Below are 22,509 nucleotides of genomic sequence, written 5' to 3'. Positions count from 1 at the left end.
CCGTAACGCGCCGAGGGGGAAAGCACGGTGGTCCATCCGCAGTTCCCACCGCCGGCCCTCCGCCCCACCGCACACGTCTCCCAAGGACGACAGGAGCACACGTGACCAGAACCAACCTGACGGTGGCCATCCTCGGACCGGGCGGCGTCGGAGGTCTGATCGGCGCGCTGCTCGCCCGTGACGGACACCGCGTCATCTGCCTGGCCAGCGAGGAGACCGCCGCCGTGCTGAGGAAGGACGGCCTGCGCATCGAGAGCGCCCAGTACGGGGACTTCACCACAGCAGTCGAGGCCGACACGCAGCTGCGAGAGCCGGTGGACGCCGTCTTCGTGACGGTCAAGCAGACCGCCCTCGACCAGGCGCTCGACCGCGTCCCGGCCGATTCCCTCGGCGACGCGATCGTGATCCCGTTGCTCAACGGCCTCGACCACCTCACCCTGCTGCGCAAGCGCTACCCCTCGGCCAAGGTCGTCGCCGGGACGATCAGGGTCGAGGCCACCCGCACCTCACCGGGGTGCATCATCCACACCAGCCCCTTCGCCAACCTCGAACTGGCAGCACCGTTCGACGACTTCGCGGACCATCTACGGCACGCCGGCCTCGGCGTGATCCTGCGCACCGACGAGACCGCGATGCTCTGGGACAAGCTCGCCTTCCTCGCCCCGTTCGCCCTGCTGACCACCCGACACCAGGCCGATGTCGGGACCATCCGTAGTGACCGGCGCCCCGAACTGCTCGCCGTGCTCGACGAGATCATCGCCGTCGCACAGGCCGCCGGCACACCGGTGACGACCGACACCGTGCTCTCGTTCTTCGACCGGGCCCCGCACACGATGAAGTCCTCGATGCAACGTGACGCCGAGGCCGGCCGCCCGCTCGAACTCGATGCCATCGGCGGGGCGGTCCTGCGCGCCGGAGCCGCACACGGGATCGAGACCCCGGCCACGGCCCAGCTGGTTGCCGAGGTAGCTCGCCGGGCGAACCCGGAGGCCTGATGCGGCCGATTGACCTGGCCGACGACGGTAACGCGAAAAGCGGCGGCGGCCCTACGGCGGCATGGCCCACCGTCGAGGAGTTCCTACGCGCCCGGGGCGCCGGCGAGATGCCCCACCCCGGCGGAACGCTCCTGGACCACCTGATCCGCGTCGCGCGCCTCCTGGGCGAGTGGGGCGCCGATCCGGACCTGCAGGCCGCGGGACTGTGCCACGCGGCATACGGAACCGACGGGTTCGACCAAGCCCTGGTGGACACCACCGAGCGCGCACTCCTCGCCGAGCTGATCGGCGAACGGGCCGAGGCACTGGTCCACCTCTACGCGAGCTGTGACCGCGGCGTCGTGTATCCGCGCTTTGCGAGCGGGCGACCGGTGGTCTTCCGCGACCGCTTCACCGGCCGTGAGCACACCCCACCGGAACCGGACGTGCGTGCCTTCCTCGAGATCACTGCCGCCAACGAACTCGACGTACTGGCGCACAACGCCGACCTCGCCGACCGCTACGGCCCCGCCCTGCACCGGCTGTTCACCCGCTCGCGCGACCTGCTCTCCGCTACGGCGCGGGATGCCTGCGTGCAGCAGCTCAGCCGGTACGCCCCCGACGCGGGGCCGGGGATCCGGATCACCGGCCTGGACCACCTGGTACTGACAGTCGCCGACATCGCACGGACCATCGACTTCTACGAACGCGTCCTGGGCATGCACCCGGTCACCTTCGGCGACGGACGCCGTGCGCTGGCCTTCGGCACCAGCAAGATCAACCTCCATCAGGTCGACCGCGAGCTTCTCCCGCACGCCACGCATCCCACCCCCGGCAGCGCCGACCTGTGCCTGGTCACCGATACGCCGCACGGGCAGATCCTGGCCCACCTTGCCGCCAGCGGAGTACTCGTGGAGGAAGGCCCCGTGCCGCGCACCGGTGCCCAAGGCCCGATCACCAGCACCTACCTGCGCGACCCGGACGGCAACCTGATCGAGATCAGCACCTACGACCGTCAGCCACCGACCAATACCTGGATCTGAGCTGTCTGCCTGTCGGTGAAGCCGACCCGCAGTCGTCATCGAACCCCGGGACCGCCGGGCGTGGCCGCACTGCGAGGACCCCGCACGTCAGGACGCCTGCGACCACCCCCGAACGGCCGGACGGACAGTTGAAACCGTGTTTGGGGGCAACCCCTCACGAGTTCGGATCTCGTATCCTCCGCCTCTGCCCGCCAGCGCAGCTCGAAGGCCCCGACCGGGCAATCGGTCGGGGCCTTCAGCGTTCCGTGGTTGCCGTTCTGGTTGCCGTTGCCGGGCGATCTCAGGCGGTCATGGCGTCGCGGACCTTGGCGGTGTCGACGAACTGCTCGAAGCGGACGATCATTCCGCCGCGGACGACGAAGTGATGGGCGACGCGGACGTCGATCGCCTTCTTCGTGCTCTTGTGGGTGGCGGTGTAGCGGGCCAGGACGACGACGTTCTCGCCGTCGACGACGTAGGTGTCGTCGTGGGCGGTCCAGTCGTCCCAGTCGGCGCCGAGGCGCTCCATCACGGCGGAGGTGACGCCGGTCGGGGTGCGGTAGGTGCCGGCCAGCGGGAAGCCGGCCATCTCGGTCCATTCGACGTCGTCGGCCAGGGTGGCGCGCAGCTCTTCGAGGTCGCCGTGGGCGGAGGCGAGGTACTGGCGGCGCACCACGTCGGCAGGGGCGGTGGAGCGGCTGAAGTCGTCAGAGGTCATGGCGGTCAGCCCCAGGCCATTTCGCCCTTGGCGACCTTGGCGCCGATCTGCGCGGCGATCAGCATCCCGGACTTCGGGTACAGCGCGACCAAGGCGTCGGTCAGGCTCGCGCCGTCGGCCGCACGCGCCAGTTCGGCCTCGAACGCCTTCAGGTAGTCGCGGGTGTAGGTGATCGCGCTGATGTCAGCAGCGGTGCCGGGAAGGCGGTGGCCGGGCACGACCAGGGCCGGGTCCAGGGCTGCCATCTCCGCCAGCAGCTCGATCCAGGTGGTGCGCTGCTCGGGCTTGGCGGTGTCGGCGGTCCAGACGTGCTCCTGCTGGAAGACCAGGACGCCGCCGACGATCGCGCGGTGCTCGGCCTGCCAGAGGTAGTGCCGGTCCGGCAGGCCGGTCGGGCCGCCCCTGAGCTCGAAGCGGTGGCCCTCGAGGCTGATGTCGCCGGTCAGCGGCTCCATCGCCACCAGGCGGGTCGGCCGGTTGACGCCGACCGGCTCCCAGGCGGCGAGCTTGCCCTCGAAGCTCTGCGCGATGTGCTCGACGACCAGCGGTGTGGCGAGGATCCGCGCGTCGGGGAAGGCATCCGCGACGACCTCGGCTCCCCAGTAGTAGTCCGGGTCGGCATGGCTGATGAACACGGTGGTGAGGGTCTTGCCGGAGTCGAGGATCTCGGCGACCAGGCGGTGGCCGTCGGCACGGGTGAAGCCCGCGTCGACCAGCAGGGCCTCGCGCTCACCGACGATCAGGGTGGCGGTCTTGTTCTTGGTGCCGACCGGGAAGTCCAGGTCGATGACCTTGAAGTCGAGGGTGGTCATGCAGAGGTGCTCCTTGTCAGGAGAGTCCGAAGGAACGCGACCACGGCGCCGGGGTGATGGCAGTCCCAACAGGGCCCTCGGGTGTGGCGCCGTCCACGTCCTGCAAGGAGTCCAACACGCGACGCCATGGGCGGCATGCGGAGCGGCCTCGGGCCTCGGGCCTCGGTTTAGGGGCTCAGCCATTGGCGAGGTGAACACGTGGTCAGCGGAGCCGGTGCCGGTCCGCCCAGGCGGCGACGGCTCCGGCGATCGCGAGCGGCTGGTCCTCCGGGGTGTGGTGGCCGGCGACCCCGTCGTGGTGCTCGATCTCGAGAGCGGCGATGTTCTCCGCGCACCAGTCGACGATCGCCGGGCTCATCATGACTCCGGGGCCGGGGGCGAAGGTGAGGAGCAGTTTGGGCACGTCCGCGCTCGTCGTCAGCCACTTGTCGTACGCCTCGATCCTGGCCACGACATCGGCGGGGTCACCGCCCAGCGGCATCGATCGCGGCCACTGGAGCAGCGGGCGGCGGCTCTCCCTGGTGGGGTACGGGCGGCGGTAGACGTCCAGGTCGGCCGGGGTGAGCGGGGTGGCGACGGTGCCGGGCAGCGCCTGCTCGATGAAGGCGTTGTCGTCGAGGATCATGGCCTCGCCCACCTGGGGTGTCTTGATCGCCCGGAAGAGCGGGCGGCCGCCCTCGGGGAACTCCTCCCAGGTCATCGTCTTGACGATGGTCTCGGTGAAGGCGATGCCGCGCACCCGGTCGGGATGCCGGGCGGCCCAGTCGAAGGCAAGGGCGCCACCCCAGTCGTGTCCGACCAGCACGACGTCTTCGAGGCCGAGCGCGTCGAACCAGGCGTCCAGATAGCGGGCCTGGTCGGCGAACGTGTAGGCAATGTCCGGCTTGCCCGACTCACCCATGCCGATCAGGTCCGGGGCCAGCAGCCGGCCCGGTCCACCGACGGCGGGGAGGACGTCCCGCCACAGGTGGGAGGAGGTGGGGTTGCCGTGCAGGAAGACCATCGGCACACCGGCGCCGCGCTCCCGGTGGAACATGGTCGAGTCGAGTACAGGCTGAACGGGCATGGTGGCTGGTCCTGTCAGGTGTAGGGGTGCGTCGGTCGGTCCACCGCGGCCTCGGCCCGGTCTCGGGAAGGCCCGGTCTCGGGAGGCCCCGGAGGTCAGCGGAAGGCCGGGGCGGTGCGGGCGGCCCAGTCGGCGACGGTGCGCGGCGCCCGGCCGAGGATGCGCTCGACGGCGGAGCTCACCTCCTGCTCGGCGGGCAGCGGACGGCCGAGGATGGCGAGGGTGCCCTCCACCACCGGTTCGGGCATGAACGTCAGCATCTGCGCGCGGGCCTCGGCGCGGGTCTGCTCGACGAACCGCACCGGCGTGCCCAGCGCGTCACCGATCGCCTCGGCCCGCTGCTGCGGGGTGACCGGGGCAGGCCCGGTGAGGTCGTACGTGCGGCCCGCATGGCCGCTCTCGCGCAGGACGGTGGCCGCGACCTCGGCGACGTCCGCCGGGTCGACGGTGGGCAGCCCGACATCTCCGAACGGCGCAGCGGCCGTGCGCTGCGTACGGATCGTCTCGGCCCACGCGAAGGCGTTGGAGTTCAGACCCCCCGACCGCAGGATCGTCCACTCGAGGCCCGAGCGGCGCACCGCGTCCTCGAAGGCCGCCGGATGGCGGTAGACCTCCGGTCGCGTCCCGACCCCCTGGGAGGAGAGCAGGACGACGCGCCGCACTCCGCCCGCCTCGGCGAGGTCGAGGATGCCCTGCGGGTCGTCGCCGGCGACGAGCAGGAACAGCGCCTCGGCGCCGTCGAGGGCCGTGCGCAGGCTCTGCGACTCGGCGAGGTCGGCCTGCAAGTGCCGCACACCGTCGGGAAGTTGGGCCGGGCGGCGGGAGACGGCAGTCACCTGCTCACCGGCCTCGACGAGGATCCGCACGAGCTCCTGGCCGACGTTCCCGGTCGCACCCGTCACAACGATCATGAGAACTCCACGGTGAGTGAGTAAGTTAGTTGGCTGACTTAGGTGAGACCCTAGCCGACGCCGCGTCACGCGTCTACAGTTAGTCAGGTGACTCACTCAGAAAGTGCCCCGCGATCGCGAGGCAAGCGGGAACGACTGGCGGCCGCCGCAGCCCAGGTGCTGCACGAACAGGGCGTCGAACAGACCACGCTCGCCGACATCGCCCGAGCGGCCGACGTCCCGGTCGGCAACGTCTACTACTACTTCAAGACCAAGAACGAGCTGGTCGAGGCGGCGATCGACGCGCACGCGCAGAATCTCCAGGCCATGATCGGCGCACTCGACGCGCTCCCCGCCCCCCAGGACAGGCTGAAGGCACTGCTGAACGGCTGGGTCGACCAGCGCGAGCTCACGGCCCGGTTCGGATGCCCCACCGGCACCCTGGCTTCGGAGCTCGACAAGCGCGCCGACGGCCTCGACCAGGCAGTCGCCAAGGTCATGCAGGTCCTCATCGACTGGGCCGAGCAGCAGTTCCAGGCGATGGGACGCGACGACTCCCGCGAACTCGCGGTCGCCCTGATCGCCGCGTACCAAGGCATCTCCCTGCTCACCAACACCTTCCGCTCCCCCGAGCTCATGGCCACCGAGGGGCGCCGCCTGGAACGCTGGATCGACTCGCTCACCTGACGACCGGAGCAGCCGCCCCCACCCGGCGGGCGGGGTTCAGGTCGTGGCCCGCCGGAGCGGCCAGGCCAGCGCGGCGTGGAAGCGGCGGGCTCCACTCGGCATCCGAAGGACCCCGACAACTAGCGACCGCACGATCGGGGCTCGACTCCCTGGCCGGGTAGTGGCGTCACTTCCGAGCCCATTCATCAGGGCTCAGCCGGCTGGTCACGGCAGCAGGCTCGGGTCGATGCTCCAGCGCAGCAGCTCTGCTCCGTCCAGTTGGACGAGTTCCCGGGCAGTGCGGTGATGGTGGGTCGGCCGGAAGTCCGGGACGGAGGCCAGGCGGACGCCTTCCGAGGGGTCCCAGATCTCCAGGCCGGGTGGGGAGGCCGAGAAGAGCAGCCCGCCGTCGCTGAAGAACCGGCCGTCCGGACCACCGAATGCCGTGGTCTCCAGGGCCTTGGCGAGACCGGACGTGCGGTGGCTGGGCCCGTCGATGTCGAAGATCCTGGCTCCGGGCGCGATCTCGTAGTCGTCCTCGCCCAGGCCGCCGACCGCGACCCGGCGTTCGTCGATCCAGACGACCGGCCGGCCCCAGTAGTGAGTGCACAGGGTCAGGCACAGCAGGCTGGGGCCGTCCTCGGACTCGTAGGGGTTCTCGTCCAGCCAACGGGACAGGCTCCAGGCGGTGACGACCCCGGAGGGCGCCCAGACCCAGCCGTCGTCCGCGACATGCCTGCCGTCCGGGCTGACGGTGAGGGCGCCGTGGAAGAAGTCGAGGTCATGCGGCGGCCTCGAACTGCCGGTCCGGGCCGCCTCGAACTCCCGGACGGTGAGCAGTTGGCCGGTCTGTGGATCCGAGACGTCGAGCCGGTTCCAGCCGGTCCGATGGACCAGTACGGTCCGTCCGCGGTGTTCCGCGAAGGCTGCCGAGAACCGGACGGTGTCCGGGCGGTAGCCTCCGCCGTCCAGTGTCAGCGTCACCGTGCCGGTGGACAGGTCGAAGACCTCGCCGTGCCGGCCGTGGTCCAGCACCACCGCCGCGAACCGGCCGTCCGGCGAGACGTGCAGACGGCGTACCTGCTGACGGCCGGCCCAGGGCTCTGCATCCTCCTGGACCTCGACCGTCGAGCGGGCCAGCACGGTCCAGGTGCCGCTGTCGCTCTCCCACCGGACGATCCGACCGTCCTCGCACAGGGCCAGCCACACGGCCGCAGCCTCGTCGACAGCCGCGAGGTCGACGACCGCCCCCAGGCCGACGGGCACGGCGGTGCTCCGGACAGTCGGGTCGACGTCCCTCGGACGGTCCCGGACCTCCGGCATCCCGACCCAGCCCACCAAGTCGCCGTCCACGACATCGAAGCACTCCTCACAGACGGCATCCGTCACGACCGCCAGCCCGTCGGCCACGCAGTCCCGGCACGCCTGGCACACCCGGTCCACGGACAGACCGACGCCGGTGTACCGGGTGAAGTAGCCGAGCGGCTGCGCCGCCGCTCGGATGTGCGGGCACAGCGGTCTGCCGTACGACGGCGCCCCATGGCCACAGATCAGTTCCATCGCGTCCCCCCTCGTCAGAGCGAAGCTACCTCGCCTGGGGTGGCAGCGATCGGGTCTGGGCCTTCTGCCCTACTCGGCGAACACCTCGTCGAGGACCTGCCGGGCCCGATCCTGCTCGGCCGACGAGATCGGCCCCTGCCGACGCTCATAGTCGGCCAGGTACTCGGCCAGGATCTGGCCCCGTTGGCGGATCGCTTCGGCCGTACCTTCGGGCAGGGAGCGGCTGACTCTGGTGGCCGGCCCCTCGCCGATGCTGTAGGGCGTCTCAGTCATGGAGCCAGATTGTCGAAGAAGTAGGAATTGGGCCCATGTCCTGGCTGCCTGCGGGCGAAGTGCGGCGGCGGTCCGACTACGCCGGGGTGGTCCACTCGACGAGTTGGAAGACGATGCCGTTCGGGTCGGTCAGTTGGAAGAGGCGTTCGCCCCAGGGCTCTTCGCGCAGGGGCATGGTGATCGGGGCGCCGGCTGCGCGGAGGCGCTGTTCCTCGGCTTCGAGGCCGGTGACGGTGAGGGCGAGGATCAGGCCGCCGGCGAGGCGGTCGCGCTGCTCGGGCGGGAGGACCTCGGTGCCCTGTCGGAGCAGGACGATGTCGGCGGCGGTGCCGTCGTCGCGGGTGAGGGACGCGAAGCCGTCGGCGGACATGGCCGTCCGGTACCCGAGGTAGGTGCCGAGGAAGTCGCGGGAGGCGTCCACGTCGGCGACGGTGAGGGAAATGGTCGAGGCGGTGACGTTCAGGGTGGCTCCTGCCGGGTTCGTACGTGGCGGGGTGGGTCAGGCGGTGGTCTTCGCGTACGTGAGGACGACGTTGCCGCCCTCGAACACGCGGCTGCCGGTGAGCTCGAAGGTGTGCGGCGCGAAGTCGGCGCGGAAGAGCGGGATGCCCGCGCCCGCCACGACCGGGTACTGCTTGATGATCAGTTCGTCGATCTCGGGCAGCAGTTGACCGGCGAGGCCGCCTCCGCCGCAGAGCCAGATGCCGAGGCCGTCCTCCTGCTTGAGCTTGCGGACCAGGGTCACCGGGTCCTCGGCGGTGACCTCGACGGCTGGGTCCGGGCTGGTGGGGAGGGTGCGGGAGAGGACGATCTGCCGCAGGTGGGGGTACGGGTTGGTGAGGCCGACGGCCAGACCCGGGCCGTAGGTGCCGCGACCCATCAGGACGGTGTCGAAGTGGGTGTTGGGCGTCTCCGCAACGCCGAAGGCGGCCCGCGCCGGGGCTGGCAGGGCATCCGGGAACTCGCCTGCCAGGTACGGGATGTAGTCCTCGGTGACGTGCGCGTCGATGAAACCGAAGGTGCCGTCCGGGGCGGCGATGTAGCCGTCGATGGAGACGCCGACGAAGTAGGTGAGCTTGCGCAAGAGGATCCATTCGTTCGGGGTAAATTTACGACGAGCATAACTTTAATGAGGGAGCCAAGGTCCGTCAAGGATATTTTTACGACGGGCGTAAGATTTCCCCATGACCGTCGAACTGGGACTCCGCGAGTCCAAGAAGCAGGAGACCAGACAGCTGATCTCCGACAGCGCCACCCGGCTCTTCATCGAGCAGGGCTTCGAGCGGACCACGATCACCGAGATCGCCGCCGCCGCCCGGGTGGCCAAGAAGACCGTCACCAACTACTTCCCCCGCAAGGAGGATCTGGCCCTCGACCACCACGAGACGTTCACCCGTGGCCTGGCCCAGGCGGTCGCGGACCGGGAGCACGGCGAGACGCCGTTCGCCGCAGTGGCCCGGACCTTCCGCAGCAGCCTGCGGGAGCACAGCCCGGTCGTCGGCTTCACCGGCCCCGCGTTCGCCCGGATGGTCGCCGACAGCCCGACCCTCACCGCCCGGCTGCGCGAGCTGCACGACCAGCGCGAGGAGGCTCTCGCCGCAGCGCTGGCGGCCGCCGCCGCCGACACCGCCCCGGCCATCGCCCCCCTGGCTGCCGCCGCCCTGATCGCCGCGGCGGACCGGCTGCTGTTCCGCCGCATCCAGGAACTCACCCTGGCCGGCTGCGACGACGACGAGATCGAGGCGACGCTGACCCCGGAGGCGGACCACGTCCGGGGTCTGCTCGCCGCCGCTCTCGGCGACCGGCCCGCCGCCGTGGATTCGTGACTCCGCCGCACGGGGGATGTCAGGCCAGTTCGGCGCAGGCCGGGGAGTTGAAGCCCTTGACGATGAGCCGGACGGCGAGCGTCAGCTCCCAGGCGAAGACGGGGACTGCGGTGAGCGACCCCCAGACGGAGAGCTGCTGGTAGACGCCGAACAGCTCGGCGATCGCGGACGCGAAGATCAGCGGGCCGCCGACCAGCCCCAGGACGGCTATGAACCGGGGGACGAGCCTCGACCGGTACATCAGGTACGCGATCAGGGTCGTGTTGGCCCCGAGGACGAAGTCGGGGCCCAGCAGGAACGTCCAGTCGTGGACCGCGACGAGTGCTCTGCCGACCGCCGCGAACGAGGCCGCGTCCGCGCCCCCGGCTCCCGTCGCCTGCCGACGCAGCGTCACCACCGCCAGCAGGCTGACGATGCCGACGGCGATGACGGCGGCTTCGAGGGTGCGGAGCCCGAGGTACCCGAGGGCGACACCCTCGTTCCGGCGCTTGACGACGGGGAACAGCGTGGCTGCGGTGCCGATGACGGAGAGTGCGAGGAGCACCTCCATGAAGGCGCCGAGCAGCACGCGCCCGTCCGAGCCGGCGCCGAGGACGTAGCCGGAGTCGTGCAGGACCGGGCCGTACAGGGCGAGCCCGGCGATCGACGTGACGTGGGTGACGAGGTAGAGCACGCCCACGACTGTCGCGGTCTTTCTCGGTGCGGCCACCGGGACTCCTTCGTTGACGAGATCCGAGGGCAGAGCGCCCACGGAGAGCAGGTGTACGGCGTACACCTTTGCGTGCTCAAGCTAGGGTGTACGCCGTACACTCGTCAAGGACAGGACCGGGAGACAGTGAGATGCCCGAACAGGAAACGGCCCGGCAGACGGATGCCGGGCGCCGAGCCCCGCTCAACCGGGACCGCGTGCTGCGCGCCGCCGTGGCACTCGCCGACCGGGACGGCATCGAAGCGCTGAGCATGCGCCACCTCGCCCAGGAGCTGGACGTCGTACCGATGGCGCTCTACAAGCACGTGGCCAACAAGGAGCAACTCCTCGACGGCATGGTCGACGTGATCGTCGGCGAGATCGACGCCCCGGCCGACGGGGCCGACTGGAGGACCGCGATCCGGCAGCGCGTCCTCTCGGCCCGGCGGGCACTCCTGTGCCATCCGTGGGCGTCTCGCGTCATCGAGTCGCGGACCAGCCCCACGGCGGTCGTGCTGGACTACATGAACTCCGTCATCGGAACGTTCCGGGCGGGTGGCCTCTCCGTCGACCTCACCCACCATGTGATGCACACCCTCGGCAGCCGCATGTGGGGCTTCACCCAGGAGCTGTTCCCGGCCGCGCCGAGCGCCGAGCAGAAAGCCGAGCCGGCTGTCGACGCCGCGATGGCGGCCCGGTACCCGTTCATCGTCGAGATGGCCATGGCCGGCGCGCACCGCGAAGGCGCGATCGTGGGCGGCGGATGTGACGACCAGTTCGAGTTCGAGTTCGCGCTCGACCTGCTGCTGGACGGGTTCGAGAGGCTCCACCAGCAGGGTTGGACGTCCACCGGCCGCCCCTGACGCACCGGGGGCAGGTCAGTGACCGGTGGGGTTGGCCGTGGCTGCGGCGTCGGCGACGGTGTCGGAGTACTTCCCGAGGAACGGCGTCTTGACGTACGGGTTGCCGGGCGTGCCGCCCTGCTCCGCGATCATCGTGCTGACGGTGTAGGCGTTGGGGAGCTTCGTGCTGGCGACGACCGAGAGTTCGTCGTACTGGCGACTGCCGCCGGTCGTGCTGTGGGTGGGGTTGAGGTCGACCACGGCGTAGGCCGTCCGGCCCGCCTGGAGGGGGTAGCCCTCGCCGTCGCCGAGGTCGTTCGACACGGCGGGCTGGACGGTCTGCACCTCACCGCTGCCACCCCGCACGGTGCTGCTCCGGTCGATGGCCACGGTCGGGTAGAAGCTCAGGCCGCAGGCGGTGCTGCCGGTGTTGGTGACCTGGATCAGCCGCTTGGTCGTGCCCAGTTGGGCGTCGTACCCGGCCTTGACGCTGACCCGCTCCCCCGCGCAGGGGTGCGCGTAGGCGTAGGCATCGCTGTCGGTGCCGGCGGTGGAGCCGGTGGAGGTGCTGGAGCCGGTGGCCTTGGTGCTCGCTGCGACCGGCCGGGGCGAGCTGTGGGACGGGCTCGGGTGCGCGGTGCCGCTCGGTGCGCCGGTCGGAGCGGTGGGCTGCGCCGTCGGGGTACTGACGGACGAAGCGGCAGGCGAGGCGGCGACCGTACCGGTGCCACTCGCGCCGCCGCAGGCAGTCAGCACGAGGGCCGTCGCGACGGTGAGCAGCGTGACCGGAAGTATGCGGCGGCTGGTGATCGTGTGCTTGGTCATGCTGTCCCCCGAGAGCTTCTACGCAGGTCGTCCCCTGCCTCCCGCTACACGTCGCGATCCGCCTGATCGGTTCCGGCCCGATGGGGTCGGCCATGCCCCGGGGCCGAGGGAAGGGCTGTCCGTCTCCGAGCTCTGGACAGGCCGGGGGATGTGGTCCACGCTTCACCTCCATGGCCACCCACCTGCCGGTACAGCGACCGCGCGAGCAGCTTCACGAGGCGATCACCGCGACGGCGGAGGACATCGCCGCGCTGCTGCACGGCGCCGACCCGGCGGCCCGGGTGCCCGACTCGGAGTGGACGATCGGCGAGGCGGCCGCACACCTGGCGCTCGCCAACGAGCTGATGGCCGACCTCGCCGCCGGGGCCGAGCGCCCGTACGGCGACGGCACCCCGGGCAGCCTGGCCGAGGCCAACGCCGACTCGCTCGCCGCCTACCCGGAGCGGGCGCCCGACGCCCTGGCGGGGGCCGTCGTCGAGCACGCCCGCGCCTTCGTCGCGGCGGCCGCCGGACGCGACCCCGGGGCGCCCGTGCTGACGCCGCTGGGCCCGATGGACCTGGACACCCTCGGGTCCTACCTGCTCACCCACATGCTCGGCCACGGCTGGGATCTCGCCCGCGCCGTGCGCCGCCCGCACATGGCCGACCGGGCGCGCATCGAGCTGTGCCTGCCGTTCCTCATCGCGGCCATGCCCCGGGTGGTCGACCCCGCGGCCGTCGGCGGCCTCACCGCCCGCTACACCATCGGCCTGCGCGGCGGCCCGCGCTACGGCGCCCGCTTCGAGGCGGGCGTGCTGACCGTGACGCCGGGCGCGGACCCGCGCCCGGACTGCACCATCATCACCGAGCCGCTCACCTTCCTGCTGATCGCGCTGGGCCGGTGCAACCCGTGGGCCGCCATCGCGCGCGGCAGGATCCTCGCCTGGGGCCGCCGCCCCCGCCTCGCCCCGGCCTTCCCCACGTACTTCCGCGCGCCCTGACCGCCCCGGCGGACCAACCGGGGCCGGCAGGGGCTCAGGAGTTGCTGCGGGCCTCCGCCTGCTCCTGGAGCAGGCCCGCGATCCGGGCCAGGTCGTTGCCGATGTCGATGACGCCGTTGATGTCGGTGCTGGGGGTGGAGGCGCCGTTCACGACCAGGTAGAAGGTGTGCAGCTTGCCGTGCCCCGCGTCGAGGTATCCACCGATGCTCTGGGCGCCGATGGCCAGGCGCTGGTTCAGTGCGTCGAAGCCCGCGACCGTACCGGTCTTGGCCCACACCTTGCCGCGGCCCGGACAGGTCGGGCAGCCGTCGCACACGTGCGCCAGCAGGGCGTCCACCCCGAGGATCGGCAGCGCGAGGCGGAAGGCGTCCGCGTCGGCCGTGCCCTGCCAGTAGTGCAGGAGTTCGCTCTCCACGGTCGGTGTCACCCGGTCGACGGGGTTGCCGCCCCGGCCGTCGAGCAGCTGCGACTGGGTCGGGTCGATCCCGGCCTGGCGGAGGAAGGCGTTGAGTACGGGGAAGCCGTCCTCGCACTCGTGGCTGCCGGCCGTGACGGCCATCAGGCAGATCGCGAGGTTGGCCCCGAGGTTGTGGCTGACCTTCAGGATCAGCTTGGCGTACTTGGCGTAGTCCGGGGAGACGAAGGCCGCGACGCGCTCGGTGCCGTCGTACGAGTCCGGCAGCAGGCCGGACGGGTTCGGCCCGGTCGGCGGGGCGGTGACGGTGACTCCCGCGCGGGCCAGCGCCTCGATCAGGGCCGTCCGGCCGAAGGCCGCCGGGTCGCGGACGGCCGAGACCCGGAGCGCCGGCTGCGAGTCGGCCGCGATCGTGCCCGACAGGCTGATGTGCGTGCCGTCCGGCGAGGCGGTGACCGTGATGCTGGTGGCGCTGCCCGCCGGGACCGTCCGGACGGTGGACTCCACCTGGTACGGCGCGACCTGCGGGCGCCAGCTGAGCTGCGCCGGCTCGCCGGGGGCGGTGGGCGTGGTCAGCAGGTCGATGAGGTTGTCGTTGATGATCAGCGGGGTCGGCGTCGGGTCCAGGTCCGGGAAGGACGTGAAGAGCCGTGAGTCGACGGCGACGTCGCCCCGGATCTCGGTGAGGCCCGATCCGCGCACCTGCCGGGCAATCTCGTCCAGCCCCGCGAGCGGGTCCTCGGGGGTGAGGGTCGCGCCGGGGACGTCGTTCGCGTAGGTGTGGTCGAGGTCGGTGTACGAGACCGAGCCGTCCGGCGCCGTCCGCCCGCCCATGGTCAGGTCGCCCTGGGCGACCAGGGCGAGCGAACCGTCCAGTGCCGTGCCGTTCCGGTGGCCGATGGCCTGCACGGGCGTGGTGAAGGTGTGGTCGCTGCCGAGCGCGTGCCAGGCCCCGGACACGCTGATCAGCTTCGCCGTCGAGCCGGGGATGAAGAACTGGTCCGGGAACCGCGAGTGGATCACCTGCCCGGTGGAGTCGTCGACCTCCAACAGACCCCACTGGGCGTGCTCGTAGCCCGGCTTGGCCATGATCGCCGCGATCTCGGCACCGAGGCCGTCGTCGTGCGCGGCGGCCGGGCCCGCCGCCCCGGCCGCCACTGCGGAGACCACCAGGGCCGTGACCCAGGTACGCCAACGTCTGCGGGTCGTAGTCATGCATCCACCTGTCCGTGCGCGGGCGCGCCACTGCCTGACGGCCACTCGGTCCGGGGGACACATACCGCACCGGGCCCGCCCGCCGAACGTCCCGGCAGGCGGTTCACCCACCCGCCGCACCAGCCGGCCGTACCGACTCACCACACCGGCTCACCGCACCCGGCTCACCGCACGGGCCGGGGCCTCAGGCCGACCAGCCGCGCGAGCAGAGCACGAGCTGGTAGCCGTCCGGGTCGGCGACGGTCACGCCGTGCTCGTCCCAGTACGGGTTGTTGGGGGTGACGTGCGTGCCGCCGGCGGCCAGCATGCGCCGCACCAGGGCCTTGTCGACGGGCTCGCCCAGGTAGAGGACGAAGAGGTCGTCGACGGTGGGCGCCGGTTCGACGGGCCGCTCGGGGTCGTGGGTGAGCTCGAAGTGCCAGGGCCCGCCGGGCAGTCCGAGCATCAGGAGGTCGTGCTCGCCCGGCACGTGCTCGGCCGTGCGCCAGAGCACGTCGAGGCCGAGGCCCTCGACGTAGAAGCGTTCGGCGGCGGCGAGATCCCGGGAGGGGCGGGCGATGCGTACCCGTGTCTGTGCGTTGATCACCCGCCAGACGGTACCGGCGCCGGGCGCACCCGTCGGGCACCCCGGGCCGGTACCCGCCGGTCAGCCCTCCAGGTGGGCCAGTACGGAGCCGACGGCCCGCTCGACGGCCCGGCGCGCCTCGTCGGTGTGGTCGATCGTCTCGAAGCCGTGGTGACCCCCGGGCACGTCCACCACCTCGACGTCGGCGTTGCCCGCCTCCGCGGCGGCCAGGAACTCCGCGACCGTGCCCGCGATCTCGGCGACCTCCAGCTCCACCCGGGTCAGCACCACCGGCAGCCGCCCGGCCGAGGCGACGGCCGCCGCCGGACGGAACCGGGTCTCGCCCATCCCCCAGCCGGGCAGCGGCGCGAGGACGGGGTAGGTCAGCGCGAGGCAGCGCAGCCACTGCGGGGGCGCACCGAGCCAGTCGGCCGACAGCAGCCCGCCGCCGGAGAAGATCCAGACCGCGACGCGCTCCCCGTCCACCCGGGGATCGGCCCGCACCAGCTCGACGGCGGCGGCCACGGCCTCGGCGGACTGCGGGTAGTCGGACAGGCTGTGCAGCGGGTGGTCCAGCGTCACGCCGACCGCGCCCAGGCTCGCCACGTACCGGGCGTAGCCGACCAGGGCGGGCCAGTCCCGGGGCGTGGGCTGCACCCCGGCGGGCACCGGGCCGCCGTGCACGAACACCACCGCCGGACGCGGCCCGGCGGTCGCCGCAGCGGCCTCGGGCAGGTAGAGGTCGACCTGCCCGACGCGCTCGCGCTCCAGCTCGGGGACGTCCAGCAGGAACGGCTGGAGGTGGGCGGGCAGTTCGTCCGTCCGGACGGCCAGCCGGTGCCCCTCGCCGGCCGCGGCCCGGAGCAGCACCTCGGTCAGCTCCTCGGGCACGGACAGCATCGGCCAGTGGCCGGTCGCCAGCTCGAAGAAGCCGACCCGGGGGTCGACGAGCTTCTGCAGACGCGGGTCGCCCATCCCCAGCACGGTCTCGACCATGCCGATGCTCATCCCGTTGCCGGTGCACAGGATGCCGGAGGTCGGCACGTCGGCGGCCGCCCCGGTGAGCCGCAGCGGCTGGGTCAGGGTGCCGAGCGGCTGCGGCGCGGCCTGCCGGGTCAGGGTGTCCAGCGCCTCGGCGGTGAGCCCGGCGGTGCTGCCCAGCATCGGCCACTGGGCCGCCGTGGGCGGGGCGATCCGCCAGCCGTCCTCGGCCTGCTGGACGAGTGCCTCGCGGATCGCCGGGTCCGGCAGCAGGTCGAGCACCGACTCGCCGTCCAGCGGGATGCCCGCGTCGAGGTGGACGATCCGGGCGATCCGCTCCGGACGCCGGTCGGCGGCGCCCAGCACGGGGTGGATGCCGTAGTCGTGACCGACGATCACCACCTCGGGCGTCTCCAGCCGGTCGAGCAGCTGCACCAGGTCCTCGACGTGCGTCTCCAGCCCGGTGTCGGGGCCCGCCAGGTGCCGGCTGTCCCCCATGCCGGTGAGCGTCACCGGGTGCACCTCGGCGCCCGCCGCCCGCAGCCCGGCGGCGACCTCCTGCCAGACCGAACCGCCGGTGTAACTGCCCGAAACCAGTACGAATGCCGTCATGACCGTCTCCTCGTCAGCAGGGCTCCCCTGGATCGGCCGCCCCGGCCGTCCTGCCCTCCCCTGTACGGTAGGAACTCCCCCTGAGGGAGGTTCAAGCCTTGTCGCCCGACAGCACGCTGAGTATCGGGGAGCTCGCCGAGCACGCGAGTGTCACCGTCAAGACCGTCCGCTTCTACTCGGACCGCGGCCTGCTGCCCGAAGCGACCCGCAGCAGCGGCGGCCACCGGCGGTACGGCCCGGAGGCGCTGGACCGGCTCCGGCTGATCCGTTCGCTGCGCACCCTCGATCTGCCGGTCCCCGAGGTGAGCCGCGTACTCGAGCGCGAAGAGCTGCTGGAGGACGTCATCGCGGGGCAGCTGCGCGAGCTGGGCACGCAGCTGACGGCGCTGCGCTGGCGCGAGGCCGCGCTGCAGCTGCTGCAGGACTGCACGCCCGAGGAGCGGGCCGAGCGGCTGGCGCTGATCGGTGGCATGTCCACCCCGCCCAGCACGGCCCCGCTGGCACGCTTCTGGCGGTTCGTGCTGCCTGCGCGGCTGCCGGCCCGGCTGGTCTCCTCGATCCTCGAAGCGGCCGTCCCGCAGCCCCCGCCCGACCCGACCCCGGCCCAGGTGCTGGCCTTCGCCCGGCTGCACGCGCTCACCACCGAGAAGCGCCCCGACCTCTGCCCCCCGGACCGTCCGCAGCTCCCCGCCCACCGCCCGGCCGTGCTCTACGACGGCCTCGGCGAGGCGTACGGGCTGGCCTCGGCGAGCCTGCGCGCCGACCGGCCGCCGCACGAGGGCGACGCGCTCGACTGCTTCGTGGCCGCGTACGCGCGGTCCTTCGACACCCCCGACACGCCCGCCTTCCGCCGCAAGCTCGGCGGGCAGCTGGCTGCGGGCTCGGACCCGAGGATGGACCGCTACTGGCAGCTGACGGCCGAGCTCACCGGCTCGGCCGAGCCCACCATGGGCACCGCCCACGACTGGCTCCGCGATGCTCTGACCGCCCAGAGCGCCGCCGAGGTCTGAGCCGGCCGGCCTGGGCGCGGGTGGCCCGCGCAACGCGATCACCTGCACTGATCAACTGGTTACGAACCCTCCTGAGAGCTGTCGTGACCATGGTGGTTATAGTCTGCCCAGCCTGCCGTCACGGACCCCCGGTCGGCCGGGCACCGTGCCTCCACGACCTGGGAGATCGAACATGCCTGCCACCACCGGACGCCGCTACGGCGCTGTGGCCGCCGTCGCCGTCGGCGCACTGATGCTCAGCGCCTGTGGCTCTAGCAGTGGCAAGCTCTCACTGCACGACCAGCTGCCCGAGGCCATCCGGAAGGCCGGGACGATCCGGGTCGGGGCCTCGCTCACCGCCACTCCGGTGATCTTCAAGGGCGCGAACGGGCAGGCCGACGGCCTCGATGCCGACATCGCGGCCGCGATGGAGCAGCGGCTCGGCGTGAAGCTCGAGTTCCAGGACGTCGGTCTCTTCCAGAACGTGCTGCCCGGCGTGATGGAGAAGAAGTACGACATCGGGTTCTCGGGCATCACCGACACCCGGGCCCGCCAGCAGGGCCTCGACAAGAACGGCAAGACCGTCAACGAGGGCGTCGACTTCGTCGACTACTTCATCGCCGGCATCGCGATCATGGTGCACAAGGGGAACCCCGACAAGATCACCAAGCTCGACGACCTGTGCGGCAGGACCGTCGTGGTGAAGAAGGGCACCATCCACGACGACCTGGCCAACAGCCAGGTGAACGCCTGCAAGCGGACCGGCACCCTGACGGTCAACGAGGTCGACTCCGACGCACAGGCGCTGGAGCAGGTCCGCAACGGCACCGCGGCCGCCACGCTCAGCGACTACGCCAAGGCCCAGTACAACGCCCAGACGCTGGACAACGGCCAGAGCCTGGAGCTCACCGGCAACCAGCTCCAGCTGCGCCCGTACGGGATAGCCGTGCCCAAGAGCAGCGGCGTACTCCGGGACGTCCTGGTGAAGGCGATCAACTCGATCGTCGAGGACGGCACGTACGGCGACATCCTCGCCAAGCGCACCCTCTCGGCGGGTGCGATCCAGAACTCCGTGGTCAACGGCGGCAACTGACACGCCCTCGGCCCCGGCTGCGGCCCTGACTACAGCGCTCCGCCGTCGGCGACGCCCGTGGTCGGGGCCGCAGCCGTTGCCGGGAGCAGCTCGCGCACCAGGCGGCTCGCCTGCGGGAGTTCGGTGAGCGGCGTGCCGGTGGTGGGGAAGTGGCCGCCGGTCGGGAGGAGGGTGACGGTGGCGCCCAGGTCGCGGGCGAAGGACATCAGGTGCTCGGGGGTGGCGGCGCCGGTGACCGGGTCGTCGGCGGCGTGCAGGACCCGGACGGCGGGGGCCGCGCTGCGGATGCGGGCCCAGTCGAAGGCCGGGGCGAAGAACGGCGCGAGCGGCTCGTAGCCGACCTCCTTGGCCATGCCGGCGACCAGCACCAGGCCCGCGTACGGGCCGAAGCGCTCGGTGTCGTGCCGGGCGAGCAGGCGCAGCAGGTTGACGCTGCCGAGACTGTGGCCGACCAGGACGGTGTCGGGGGCCTGGGCCGGGTCGGTCACGGCGGTGATCGCCTTCAGCCAGGCGTCGGCGTCGGGGGCCTGCGGGTCGGGCAGGTCGGGGATGACCACGTGGTGGCCGGCCGCGGTGAACTCTGCCCGGAGGGCGGGGTACCAGATGTCGGCGCCGGAGCCGGCGAGCATGTGCGAGACCACGACGGTGCTCATGGGATGCCTCGTTCCTCAAATCGAATCGCTACGTTTCGTTTCGATTGAAGTTAGCACGCTGCTACCGTGACGTCCATGCCAGAAGCAAACGACTCTGCGCACCCCCGGACCACCCGCACCGGAGGCCGCATCCGCAGCGAGGACGCCCGCGCGGCCGTGCTCGCCGCCACCGCCGACCTGATCGAGGAGGCCGGCTACGGCGCCGTGACGATGGAAGGCGTGGCGGCGCGGGCGGGCGTCGCCAAGAGCACGCTCTACCGCTGGTGGAAGACGCGCGCCACCCTCGCCCTCGACGCCTACGGCCAGGCCGTCGCCCGCCGGATGCCCACCCCCGACACCGGCAGCACCGCCGCCGACCTGACCGCCTTCGTCGAGGAGCTCTACCGCGTGGTCGAGCACCCCTTCCGGGTCAACGCCCTGCGCGGCCTGATGGCCGAGGCCCAGCTCGACCCGGCCTTCGCCGAACAGTTCCGGAGCTGGGTCCGCAGCCGCCGGGCCATCGTCACCGACCTGCTCGCGCGCGGCGTCGCCCACGGCGAGCTCACCCCCGGCCTGGATCTCGAGCACGCCGCCGACCTGGTCTTCGGCCCCTTCTGGTACCGCCTGCTGGTCGGACACACCCCACTCGACCCCGCCGACGCCCCGGCCCACGTCCGCACCCTGCTGAGCGGTTTCGCCGCCACCCCGCCGGGCGCCTAGCGGCTCCCTCAGCCCATCGTCTTCGCGCCGTCCAGGGACTCCCGGATGATGTCGGCGTGGCCCGCATGCTGAGCCGTCTCGGCGATCAGGTGCAGCAGCACCCGCCGCGCGGACCAGGACGCACCCTGCTCGAACCACGGCCGGACCGGGAGCGGGTGCGCGGCGTCCAGATCCGGCAGGCTCACGACCAACTCGTCCGTCCGGCGGGCGACTTCCTCGTACGCACCGAGCAGCCCGGCCAGCGTCTCGCCGTCCGCCATCACGAACTGGCCCTCCCAGTCGATGGCTTCGCTCTCCATCGCCTCGGCGCCGCCGGCCACGAAGCGCATCCAGCGGGCCTCCACCACCGTGACGTGCTTGACCAGGCCGCCCAGGCTGAGCGCGCTGACGGTGGTGCGCCGGGCGGCCTGCTCGTCGGTGAGATCACGGCAGGTGTAGCGGAGGAAGCCCCGGTGCCGGGCGAGCACCTGGAGCAGTTCGGCGCGTTCGCCCACGCCAGGGAGCTGAGGGGTCGTCATGAGCGACACCCAACCACAGCGGCGGCCACAAGCGCCGCGTGACCGCACGGGCGTGTTGCGGCCCGCCGGAGCAGCGGAGTTCGGCAGGATACGGCCATGGACCACACCATCCGGCTCGCGCAGCAACCCGAGGCCGACGAGCTGCTCGGCCGCAGCCCGCTGGCGGCACTGGTCGGCATGCTGCTGGATCAACAGGTGCCCATGGAGAAGGCGTTCACCGGCCCCTACACGGTCGCCCAACGCCTCGGCCGCGACGACCTGGACGCCCACGAGATCGCCGGGTACGACCCGGAGGCCTTCGCCGCCCTGTTCGCCGAGAAACCCGCCGTGCACCGCTACCCCGGCTCGATGGCCAAGCGGGTGCAGCAGCTCTGCCAGGAGCTGGTCGACCACTACGACGGCGACGCGGCCGCCGTCTGGCGCGACGCACCCACCGGTGCCGAACTGCTCGCCCGGCTCAACGCCCTGCCGGGCTTCGGCAAGCAGAAGGCGCAGATCTTCCTCGCCCTGCTCGGCAAGCAGTACGACGTCCGCCCCGACGGCTGGCGCGAGGCAGCAGGCCTCTACGGCGAACAGGGCTGCTTCCGCTCGGTCGCCGACATCACCGGACCCGAATCGCTGAGCGAGGTCCGGAGCTTCAAGCAGGCGGCCAAGCAGGAAGCCAAGAAGGCCAAACCCTGACGGCCAGCCCCAAGGGGCGCGGGGAACTGCGTCAACGGCCCAGCACGACGCCGCCGTTGACGCCGATGACCTGGCCGGTGATGTAGCCGGCGGCCGGGGAGGCGAGGTAGCCGATGATGCCCGCGACGTCGGCGGGACGGCCCGCGCGGCCGACCAGGGTCTCGGCGACCTTGGCCGCGTGGAAGCCCTCCGACCACTGGTCGCCGAAGATCTCGGTCTCGGCGACATAGCCGGGGGCGACGAGGTTGACGGTGATGCCGTCGGGGCCGAGTTCGCGGGCCAGGCCGAAGGCCCAGCCGTGCAGCGCCGCCTTGGCGGCCGCGTACGCACCGGCCGAGTGCGCGCCCGAGCCGCCGCGCTGGGCGGCGGTCGAGCTGATCACCAGCAGCCGCGCCCCGGGGCGGCGGAGCCCGCCGAGCAGCGCGGTGGTGAACAGCACCGCCGACAGCAGATTGGCCTCCAGGCCGCTGCGCCAGGAGTCGGCGAGTGCGGCCAGGCTGTCGTCGGCGGGCGTGGGGACGGCCGACCCGGCGTTGTTGACGAGCACGTCGACGGGCCCGAGCGCGGTGATCGTCCCGGCCGCGCGGGCGATCTGCTCGGGGTCGGTCAGATCCGCGACAACCGGAATCACCCGTGCGGCGCCGACAGCGGCGTCGATCGCCTTGCGGGCCTCCTCCAGGCTCTCCGCCCGGCGGCCGACGACGACCACCCGGCAGCCGGAGGCCGCGAGTTCGGCGGCGATCGCCCGGCCGATGCCCGAGCCGCCGCCGGTCACCACGGCCAGACGGTCGCCGGGCCGCTCGGCCGCCGGTCGATCCGCCGGCGGCCAGTCCCGCATCTGCCGGTCCGTCATCTGCTGGTCCGTCATGTCGACTTCTCCCCCATAGTGCCCGTGATCGCGACGCGCCCCCGGCGTCGGACCGCCGACATTCTAGGGTCTGTCCCG

General features: G+C 71.9%; 26 protein-coding genes. 10 read left to right on the top strand and 16 right to left on the bottom strand.

What is annotated here, in order from left to right:
• Positions 1–101 precede the first annotated feature (101 nt).
• On the top strand, positions 102–995 hold the full coding sequence (locus ACR68M_RS17860; RefSeq protein WP_441245090.1) for a ketopantoate reductase family protein: 894 nt from the start codon (positions 102–104) through the stop codon (positions 993–995).
• The gene (locus ACR68M_RS17855; protein ID WP_441245089.1) at positions 995–2,017 is read left to right on the top strand and encodes a VOC family protein; all 1,023 of its coding nucleotides are present in this window, start codon (positions 995–997) and stop codon (positions 2,015–2,017) included. Before ACR68M_RS17860 ends, ACR68M_RS17855 begins: the two co-directional genes overlap by 1 nt.
• Before the next feature lie 280 nt (positions 2,018–2,297).
• Here ACR68M_RS17855 and ACR68M_RS17850 read toward each other — a convergent pair whose 3' ends face one another.
• The 4 genes from ACR68M_RS17850 to ACR68M_RS17835 all read right to left on the bottom strand — a co-directional run bounded on the left by ACR68M_RS17850 (position 2,298) and on the right by ACR68M_RS17835 (position 5,503).
• Positions 2,298–2,714, bottom strand: a complete 417-nt coding sequence (locus ACR68M_RS17850; RefSeq protein ID WP_441245088.1) for a nuclear transport factor 2 family protein — start codon at positions 2,712–2,714, stop codon at positions 2,298–2,300.
• A gap of 5 nt (positions 2,715–2,719) precedes the next feature.
• Entirely contained in the window at positions 2,720–3,526 is an 807-nt protein-coding gene (locus tag ACR68M_RS17845; RefSeq protein WP_441245087.1) for an MBL fold metallo-hydrolase, read from the bottom strand.
• 202 nt (positions 3,527–3,728) lie between these two features.
• A complete protein-coding gene (locus ACR68M_RS17840) occupies positions 3,729–4,592 on the bottom strand; it encodes a haloalkane dehalogenase (protein WP_441245086.1) in 864 nt (287 codons plus the stop codon).
• 95 nt (positions 4,593–4,687) lie between these two features.
• Positions 4,688–5,503, bottom strand: a complete 816-nt coding sequence (locus ACR68M_RS17835) for an SDR family oxidoreductase (protein ID WP_441245085.1) — start codon at positions 5,501–5,503, stop codon at positions 4,688–4,690.
• Between the two features lie 87 nt (positions 5,504–5,590).
• Here ACR68M_RS17835 and ACR68M_RS17830 point away from each other — a divergent pair, with 87 nt between their 5' ends.
• Positions 5,591–6,169: a TetR/AcrR family transcriptional regulator gene (locus ACR68M_RS17830; protein ID WP_441245084.1), complete on the top strand. Its 579-nt coding sequence runs from the start codon at positions 5,591–5,593 to the stop codon at positions 6,167–6,169.
• Between the two features lie 204 nt (positions 6,170–6,373).
• Here ACR68M_RS17830 and ACR68M_RS17825 read toward each other — a convergent pair whose 3' ends face one another.
• From ACR68M_RS17825 to ACR68M_RS17810, 4 genes are all read right to left on the bottom strand, one after another.
• Positions 6,374–7,708 carry a hypothetical protein gene (locus tag ACR68M_RS17825; protein ID WP_441245083.1) on the bottom strand — a complete coding sequence of 445 codons (1,335 nt, stop codon included), beginning with the start codon at positions 7,706–7,708 and terminating at the stop codon, positions 6,374–6,376.
• A 69-nt stretch (positions 7,709–7,777) separates the two neighbouring features.
• Complete coding sequence (locus ACR68M_RS17820) at positions 7,778–7,981, bottom strand: hypothetical protein (RefSeq protein WP_441245082.1); 204 nt, start codon at positions 7,979–7,981, stop codon at positions 7,778–7,780.
• Between the two features lie 76 nt (positions 7,982–8,057).
• Entirely contained in the window at positions 8,058–8,444 is a 387-nt protein-coding gene (locus tag ACR68M_RS17815) for a VOC family protein (protein WP_441251639.1), read from the bottom strand.
• Between the two features lie 36 nt (positions 8,445–8,480).
• Positions 8,481–9,065: a dihydrofolate reductase family protein gene (locus tag ACR68M_RS17810; RefSeq protein ID WP_441245081.1), complete on the bottom strand. Its 585-nt coding sequence runs from the start codon at positions 9,063–9,065 to the stop codon at positions 8,481–8,483.
• 100 nt (positions 9,066–9,165) lie between these two features.
• On the opposite strand from ACR68M_RS17810, the gene ACR68M_RS17805 reads away from it, so the two are divergent.
• Positions 9,166–9,807, top strand: coding sequence for a TetR/AcrR family transcriptional regulator (locus tag ACR68M_RS17805; protein WP_441245080.1), 642 nt, complete (start codon positions 9,166–9,168; stop codon positions 9,805–9,807).
• Between the two features lie 19 nt (positions 9,808–9,826).
• Here ACR68M_RS17805 and ACR68M_RS17800 read toward each other — a convergent pair whose 3' ends face one another.
• Positions 9,827–10,516 (bottom strand): DUF4386 domain-containing protein, encoded by a 690-nt coding sequence (locus tag ACR68M_RS17800; RefSeq protein WP_441245079.1) that lies wholly within the window; start codon positions 10,514–10,516, stop codon positions 9,827–9,829.
• 131 nt (positions 10,517–10,647) lie between these two features.
• Here ACR68M_RS17800 and ACR68M_RS17795 point away from each other — a divergent pair, with 131 nt between their 5' ends.
• The gene (locus tag ACR68M_RS17795) at positions 10,648–11,358 is read left to right on the top strand and encodes a TetR/AcrR family transcriptional regulator (RefSeq protein ID WP_441245078.1); all 711 of its coding nucleotides are present in this window, start codon (positions 10,648–10,650) and stop codon (positions 11,356–11,358) included.
• 15 nt (positions 11,359–11,373) lie between these two features.
• Here the strand turns inward: ACR68M_RS17795 and ACR68M_RS17790 are convergent, their stop codons facing one another.
• Positions 11,374–12,162 carry a DUF4232 domain-containing protein gene (locus ACR68M_RS17790; protein ID WP_441245077.1) on the bottom strand — a complete coding sequence of 263 codons (789 nt, stop codon included), beginning with the start codon at positions 12,160–12,162 and terminating at the stop codon, positions 11,374–11,376.
• A 170-nt stretch (positions 12,163–12,332) separates the two neighbouring features.
• On the opposite strand from ACR68M_RS17790, the gene ACR68M_RS17785 reads away from it, so the two are divergent.
• Positions 12,333–13,142 (top strand): maleylpyruvate isomerase family mycothiol-dependent enzyme, encoded by an 810-nt coding sequence (locus tag ACR68M_RS17785; RefSeq protein ID WP_441245076.1) that lies wholly within the window; start codon positions 12,333–12,335, stop codon positions 13,140–13,142.
• Between the two features lie 34 nt (positions 13,143–13,176).
• Here the strand turns inward: ACR68M_RS17785 and dacB are convergent, their stop codons facing one another.
• The 3 genes from dacB to ACR68M_RS17770 form a co-directional block, all read right to left on the bottom strand.
• A complete protein-coding gene (gene dacB, locus ACR68M_RS17780; RefSeq protein WP_441245075.1) occupies positions 13,177–14,772 on the bottom strand; it encodes a D-alanyl-D-alanine carboxypeptidase/D-alanyl-D-alanine endopeptidase in 1,596 nt (531 codons plus the stop codon).
• A 184-nt stretch (positions 14,773–14,956) separates the two neighbouring features.
• On the bottom strand, positions 14,957–15,358 hold the full coding sequence (locus tag ACR68M_RS17775; RefSeq protein ID WP_441245074.1) for a VOC family protein: 402 nt from the start codon (positions 15,356–15,358) through the stop codon (positions 14,957–14,959).
• Positions 15,359–15,418: 60 nt separating this feature from the next.
• Positions 15,419–16,930 (bottom strand): alpha/beta fold hydrolase, encoded by a 1,512-nt coding sequence (locus ACR68M_RS17770; RefSeq protein ID WP_441245073.1) that lies wholly within the window; start codon positions 16,928–16,930, stop codon positions 15,419–15,421.
• 98 nt (positions 16,931–17,028) lie between these two features.
• Here ACR68M_RS17770 and ACR68M_RS17765 point away from each other — a divergent pair, with 98 nt between their 5' ends.
• Positions 17,029–17,940, top strand: a complete 912-nt coding sequence (locus ACR68M_RS17765) for a helix-turn-helix domain-containing protein (RefSeq protein WP_441245072.1) — start codon at positions 17,029–17,031, stop codon at positions 17,938–17,940.
• A gap of 172 nt (positions 17,941–18,112) precedes the next feature.
• Positions 18,113–19,012 (top strand): transporter substrate-binding domain-containing protein, encoded by a 900-nt coding sequence (locus ACR68M_RS17760; protein WP_441245071.1) that lies wholly within the window; start codon positions 18,113–18,115, stop codon positions 19,010–19,012.
• A gap of 29 nt (positions 19,013–19,041) precedes the next feature.
• On the opposite strand, the gene ACR68M_RS17755 is transcribed toward ACR68M_RS17760, so the two are convergent.
• Positions 19,042–19,665, bottom strand: coding sequence for an RBBP9/YdeN family alpha/beta hydrolase (locus ACR68M_RS17755; protein ID WP_441245070.1), 624 nt, complete (start codon positions 19,663–19,665; stop codon positions 19,042–19,044).
• 75 nt (positions 19,666–19,740) lie between these two features.
• Here ACR68M_RS17755 and ACR68M_RS17750 point away from each other — a divergent pair, with 75 nt between their 5' ends.
• Positions 19,741–20,364, top strand: a complete 624-nt coding sequence (locus tag ACR68M_RS17750; RefSeq protein ID WP_441245069.1) for a TetR/AcrR family transcriptional regulator — start codon at positions 19,741–19,743, stop codon at positions 20,362–20,364.
• 8 nt (positions 20,365–20,372) lie between these two features.
• Here the strand turns inward: ACR68M_RS17750 and ACR68M_RS17745 are convergent, their stop codons facing one another.
• A complete protein-coding gene (locus ACR68M_RS17745) occupies positions 20,373–20,882 on the bottom strand; it encodes a DinB family protein (RefSeq protein WP_441251492.1) in 510 nt (169 codons plus the stop codon).
• Between the two features lie 96 nt (positions 20,883–20,978).
• Between ACR68M_RS17745 and ACR68M_RS17740 the strand changes: the two genes are divergently transcribed.
• Positions 20,979–21,563: an HhH-GPD-type base excision DNA repair protein gene (locus ACR68M_RS17740; protein WP_441251491.1), complete on the top strand. Its 585-nt coding sequence runs from the start codon at positions 20,979–20,981 to the stop codon at positions 21,561–21,563.
• Between the two features lie 31 nt (positions 21,564–21,594).
• Here the strand turns inward: ACR68M_RS17740 and ACR68M_RS17735 are convergent, their stop codons facing one another.
• Entirely contained in the window at positions 21,595–22,431 is an 837-nt protein-coding gene (locus tag ACR68M_RS17735; protein WP_441251490.1) for an SDR family NAD(P)-dependent oxidoreductase, read from the bottom strand.
• Positions 22,432–22,509 lie beyond the last annotated feature (78 nt).

Origin of the sequence: Kitasatospora sp. McL0602 (genome assembly GCF_052076145.1) — a bacterium.
In the GTDB taxonomy this organism is placed as follows: domain Bacteria; phylum Actinomycetota; class Actinomycetes; order Streptomycetales; family Streptomycetaceae; genus Kitasatospora.
The sequence above is the reverse complement of the archived record's forward strand: the minus strand, read 5'-3'. Positions and strand labels throughout refer to the sequence as shown.

Coding starts and splice junctions, on each gene's coding strand:
- ACR68M_RS17855 (WP_441245089.1), top strand. CDS start 995: ATGCGGCCGATTGACCTGGCCGACGACGGTAACGCGAAAAGCGGCGGC.
- ACR68M_RS17850 (WP_441245088.1), bottom strand. CDS start 2,714: ATGACCTCTGACGACTTCAGCCGCTCCACCGCCCCTGCCGACGTGGTG.
- ACR68M_RS17845 (WP_441245087.1), bottom strand. CDS start 3,526: ATGACCACCCTCGACTTCAAGGTCATCGACCTGGACTTCCCGGTCGGC.
- ACR68M_RS17840 (WP_441245086.1), bottom strand. CDS start 4,592: ATGCCCGTTCAGCCTGTACTCGACTCGACCATGTTCCACCGGGAGCGC.
- ACR68M_RS17835 (WP_441245085.1), bottom strand. CDS start 5,503: ATGATCGTTGTGACGGGTGCGACCGGGAACGTCGGCCAGGAGCTCGTG.
- ACR68M_RS17825 (WP_441245083.1), bottom strand. CDS start 7,708: ATGGAACTGATCTGTGGCCATGGGGCGCCGTCGTACGGCAGACCGCTG.
- ACR68M_RS17820 (WP_441245082.1), bottom strand. CDS start 7,981: ATGACTGAGACGCCCTACAGCATCGGCGAGGGGCCGGCCACCAGAGTC.
- ACR68M_RS17805 (WP_441245080.1), top strand. CDS start 9,166: ATGACCGTCGAACTGGGACTCCGCGAGTCCAAGAAGCAGGAGACCAGA.
- ACR68M_RS17795 (WP_441245078.1), top strand. CDS start 10,648: ATGCCCGAACAGGAAACGGCCCGGCAGACGGATGCCGGGCGCCGAGCC.
- ACR68M_RS17790 (WP_441245077.1), bottom strand. CDS start 12,162: ATGACCAAGCACACGATCACCAGCCGCCGCATACTTCCGGTCACGCTG.
- ACR68M_RS17785 (WP_441245076.1), top strand. CDS start 12,333: ATGGCCACCCACCTGCCGGTACAGCGACCGCGCGAGCAGCTTCACGAG.
- dacB (WP_441245075.1), bottom strand. CDS start 14,772: ATGACTACGACCCGCAGACGTTGGCGTACCTGGGTCACGGCCCTGGTG.
- ACR68M_RS17770 (WP_441245073.1), bottom strand. CDS start 16,930: ATGACGGCATTCGTACTGGTTTCGGGCAGTTACACCGGCGGTTCGGTC.
- ACR68M_RS17760 (WP_441245071.1), top strand. CDS start 18,113: ATGCCTGCCACCACCGGACGCCGCTACGGCGCTGTGGCCGCCGTCGCC.
- ACR68M_RS17755 (WP_441245070.1), bottom strand. CDS start 19,665: ATGAGCACCGTCGTGGTCTCGCACATGCTCGCCGGCTCCGGCGCCGAC.
- ACR68M_RS17750 (WP_441245069.1), top strand. CDS start 19,741: ATGCCAGAAGCAAACGACTCTGCGCACCCCCGGACCACCCGCACCGGA.
- ACR68M_RS17745 (WP_441251492.1), bottom strand. CDS start 20,882: ATGACGACCCCTCAGCTCCCTGGCGTGGGCGAACGCGCCGAACTGCTC.
- ACR68M_RS17740 (WP_441251491.1), top strand. CDS start 20,979: ATGGACCACACCATCCGGCTCGCGCAGCAACCCGAGGCCGACGAGCTG.
- ACR68M_RS17735 (WP_441251490.1), bottom strand. CDS start 22,431: ATGACGGACCAGCAGATGACGGACCGGCAGATGCGGGACTGGCCGCCG.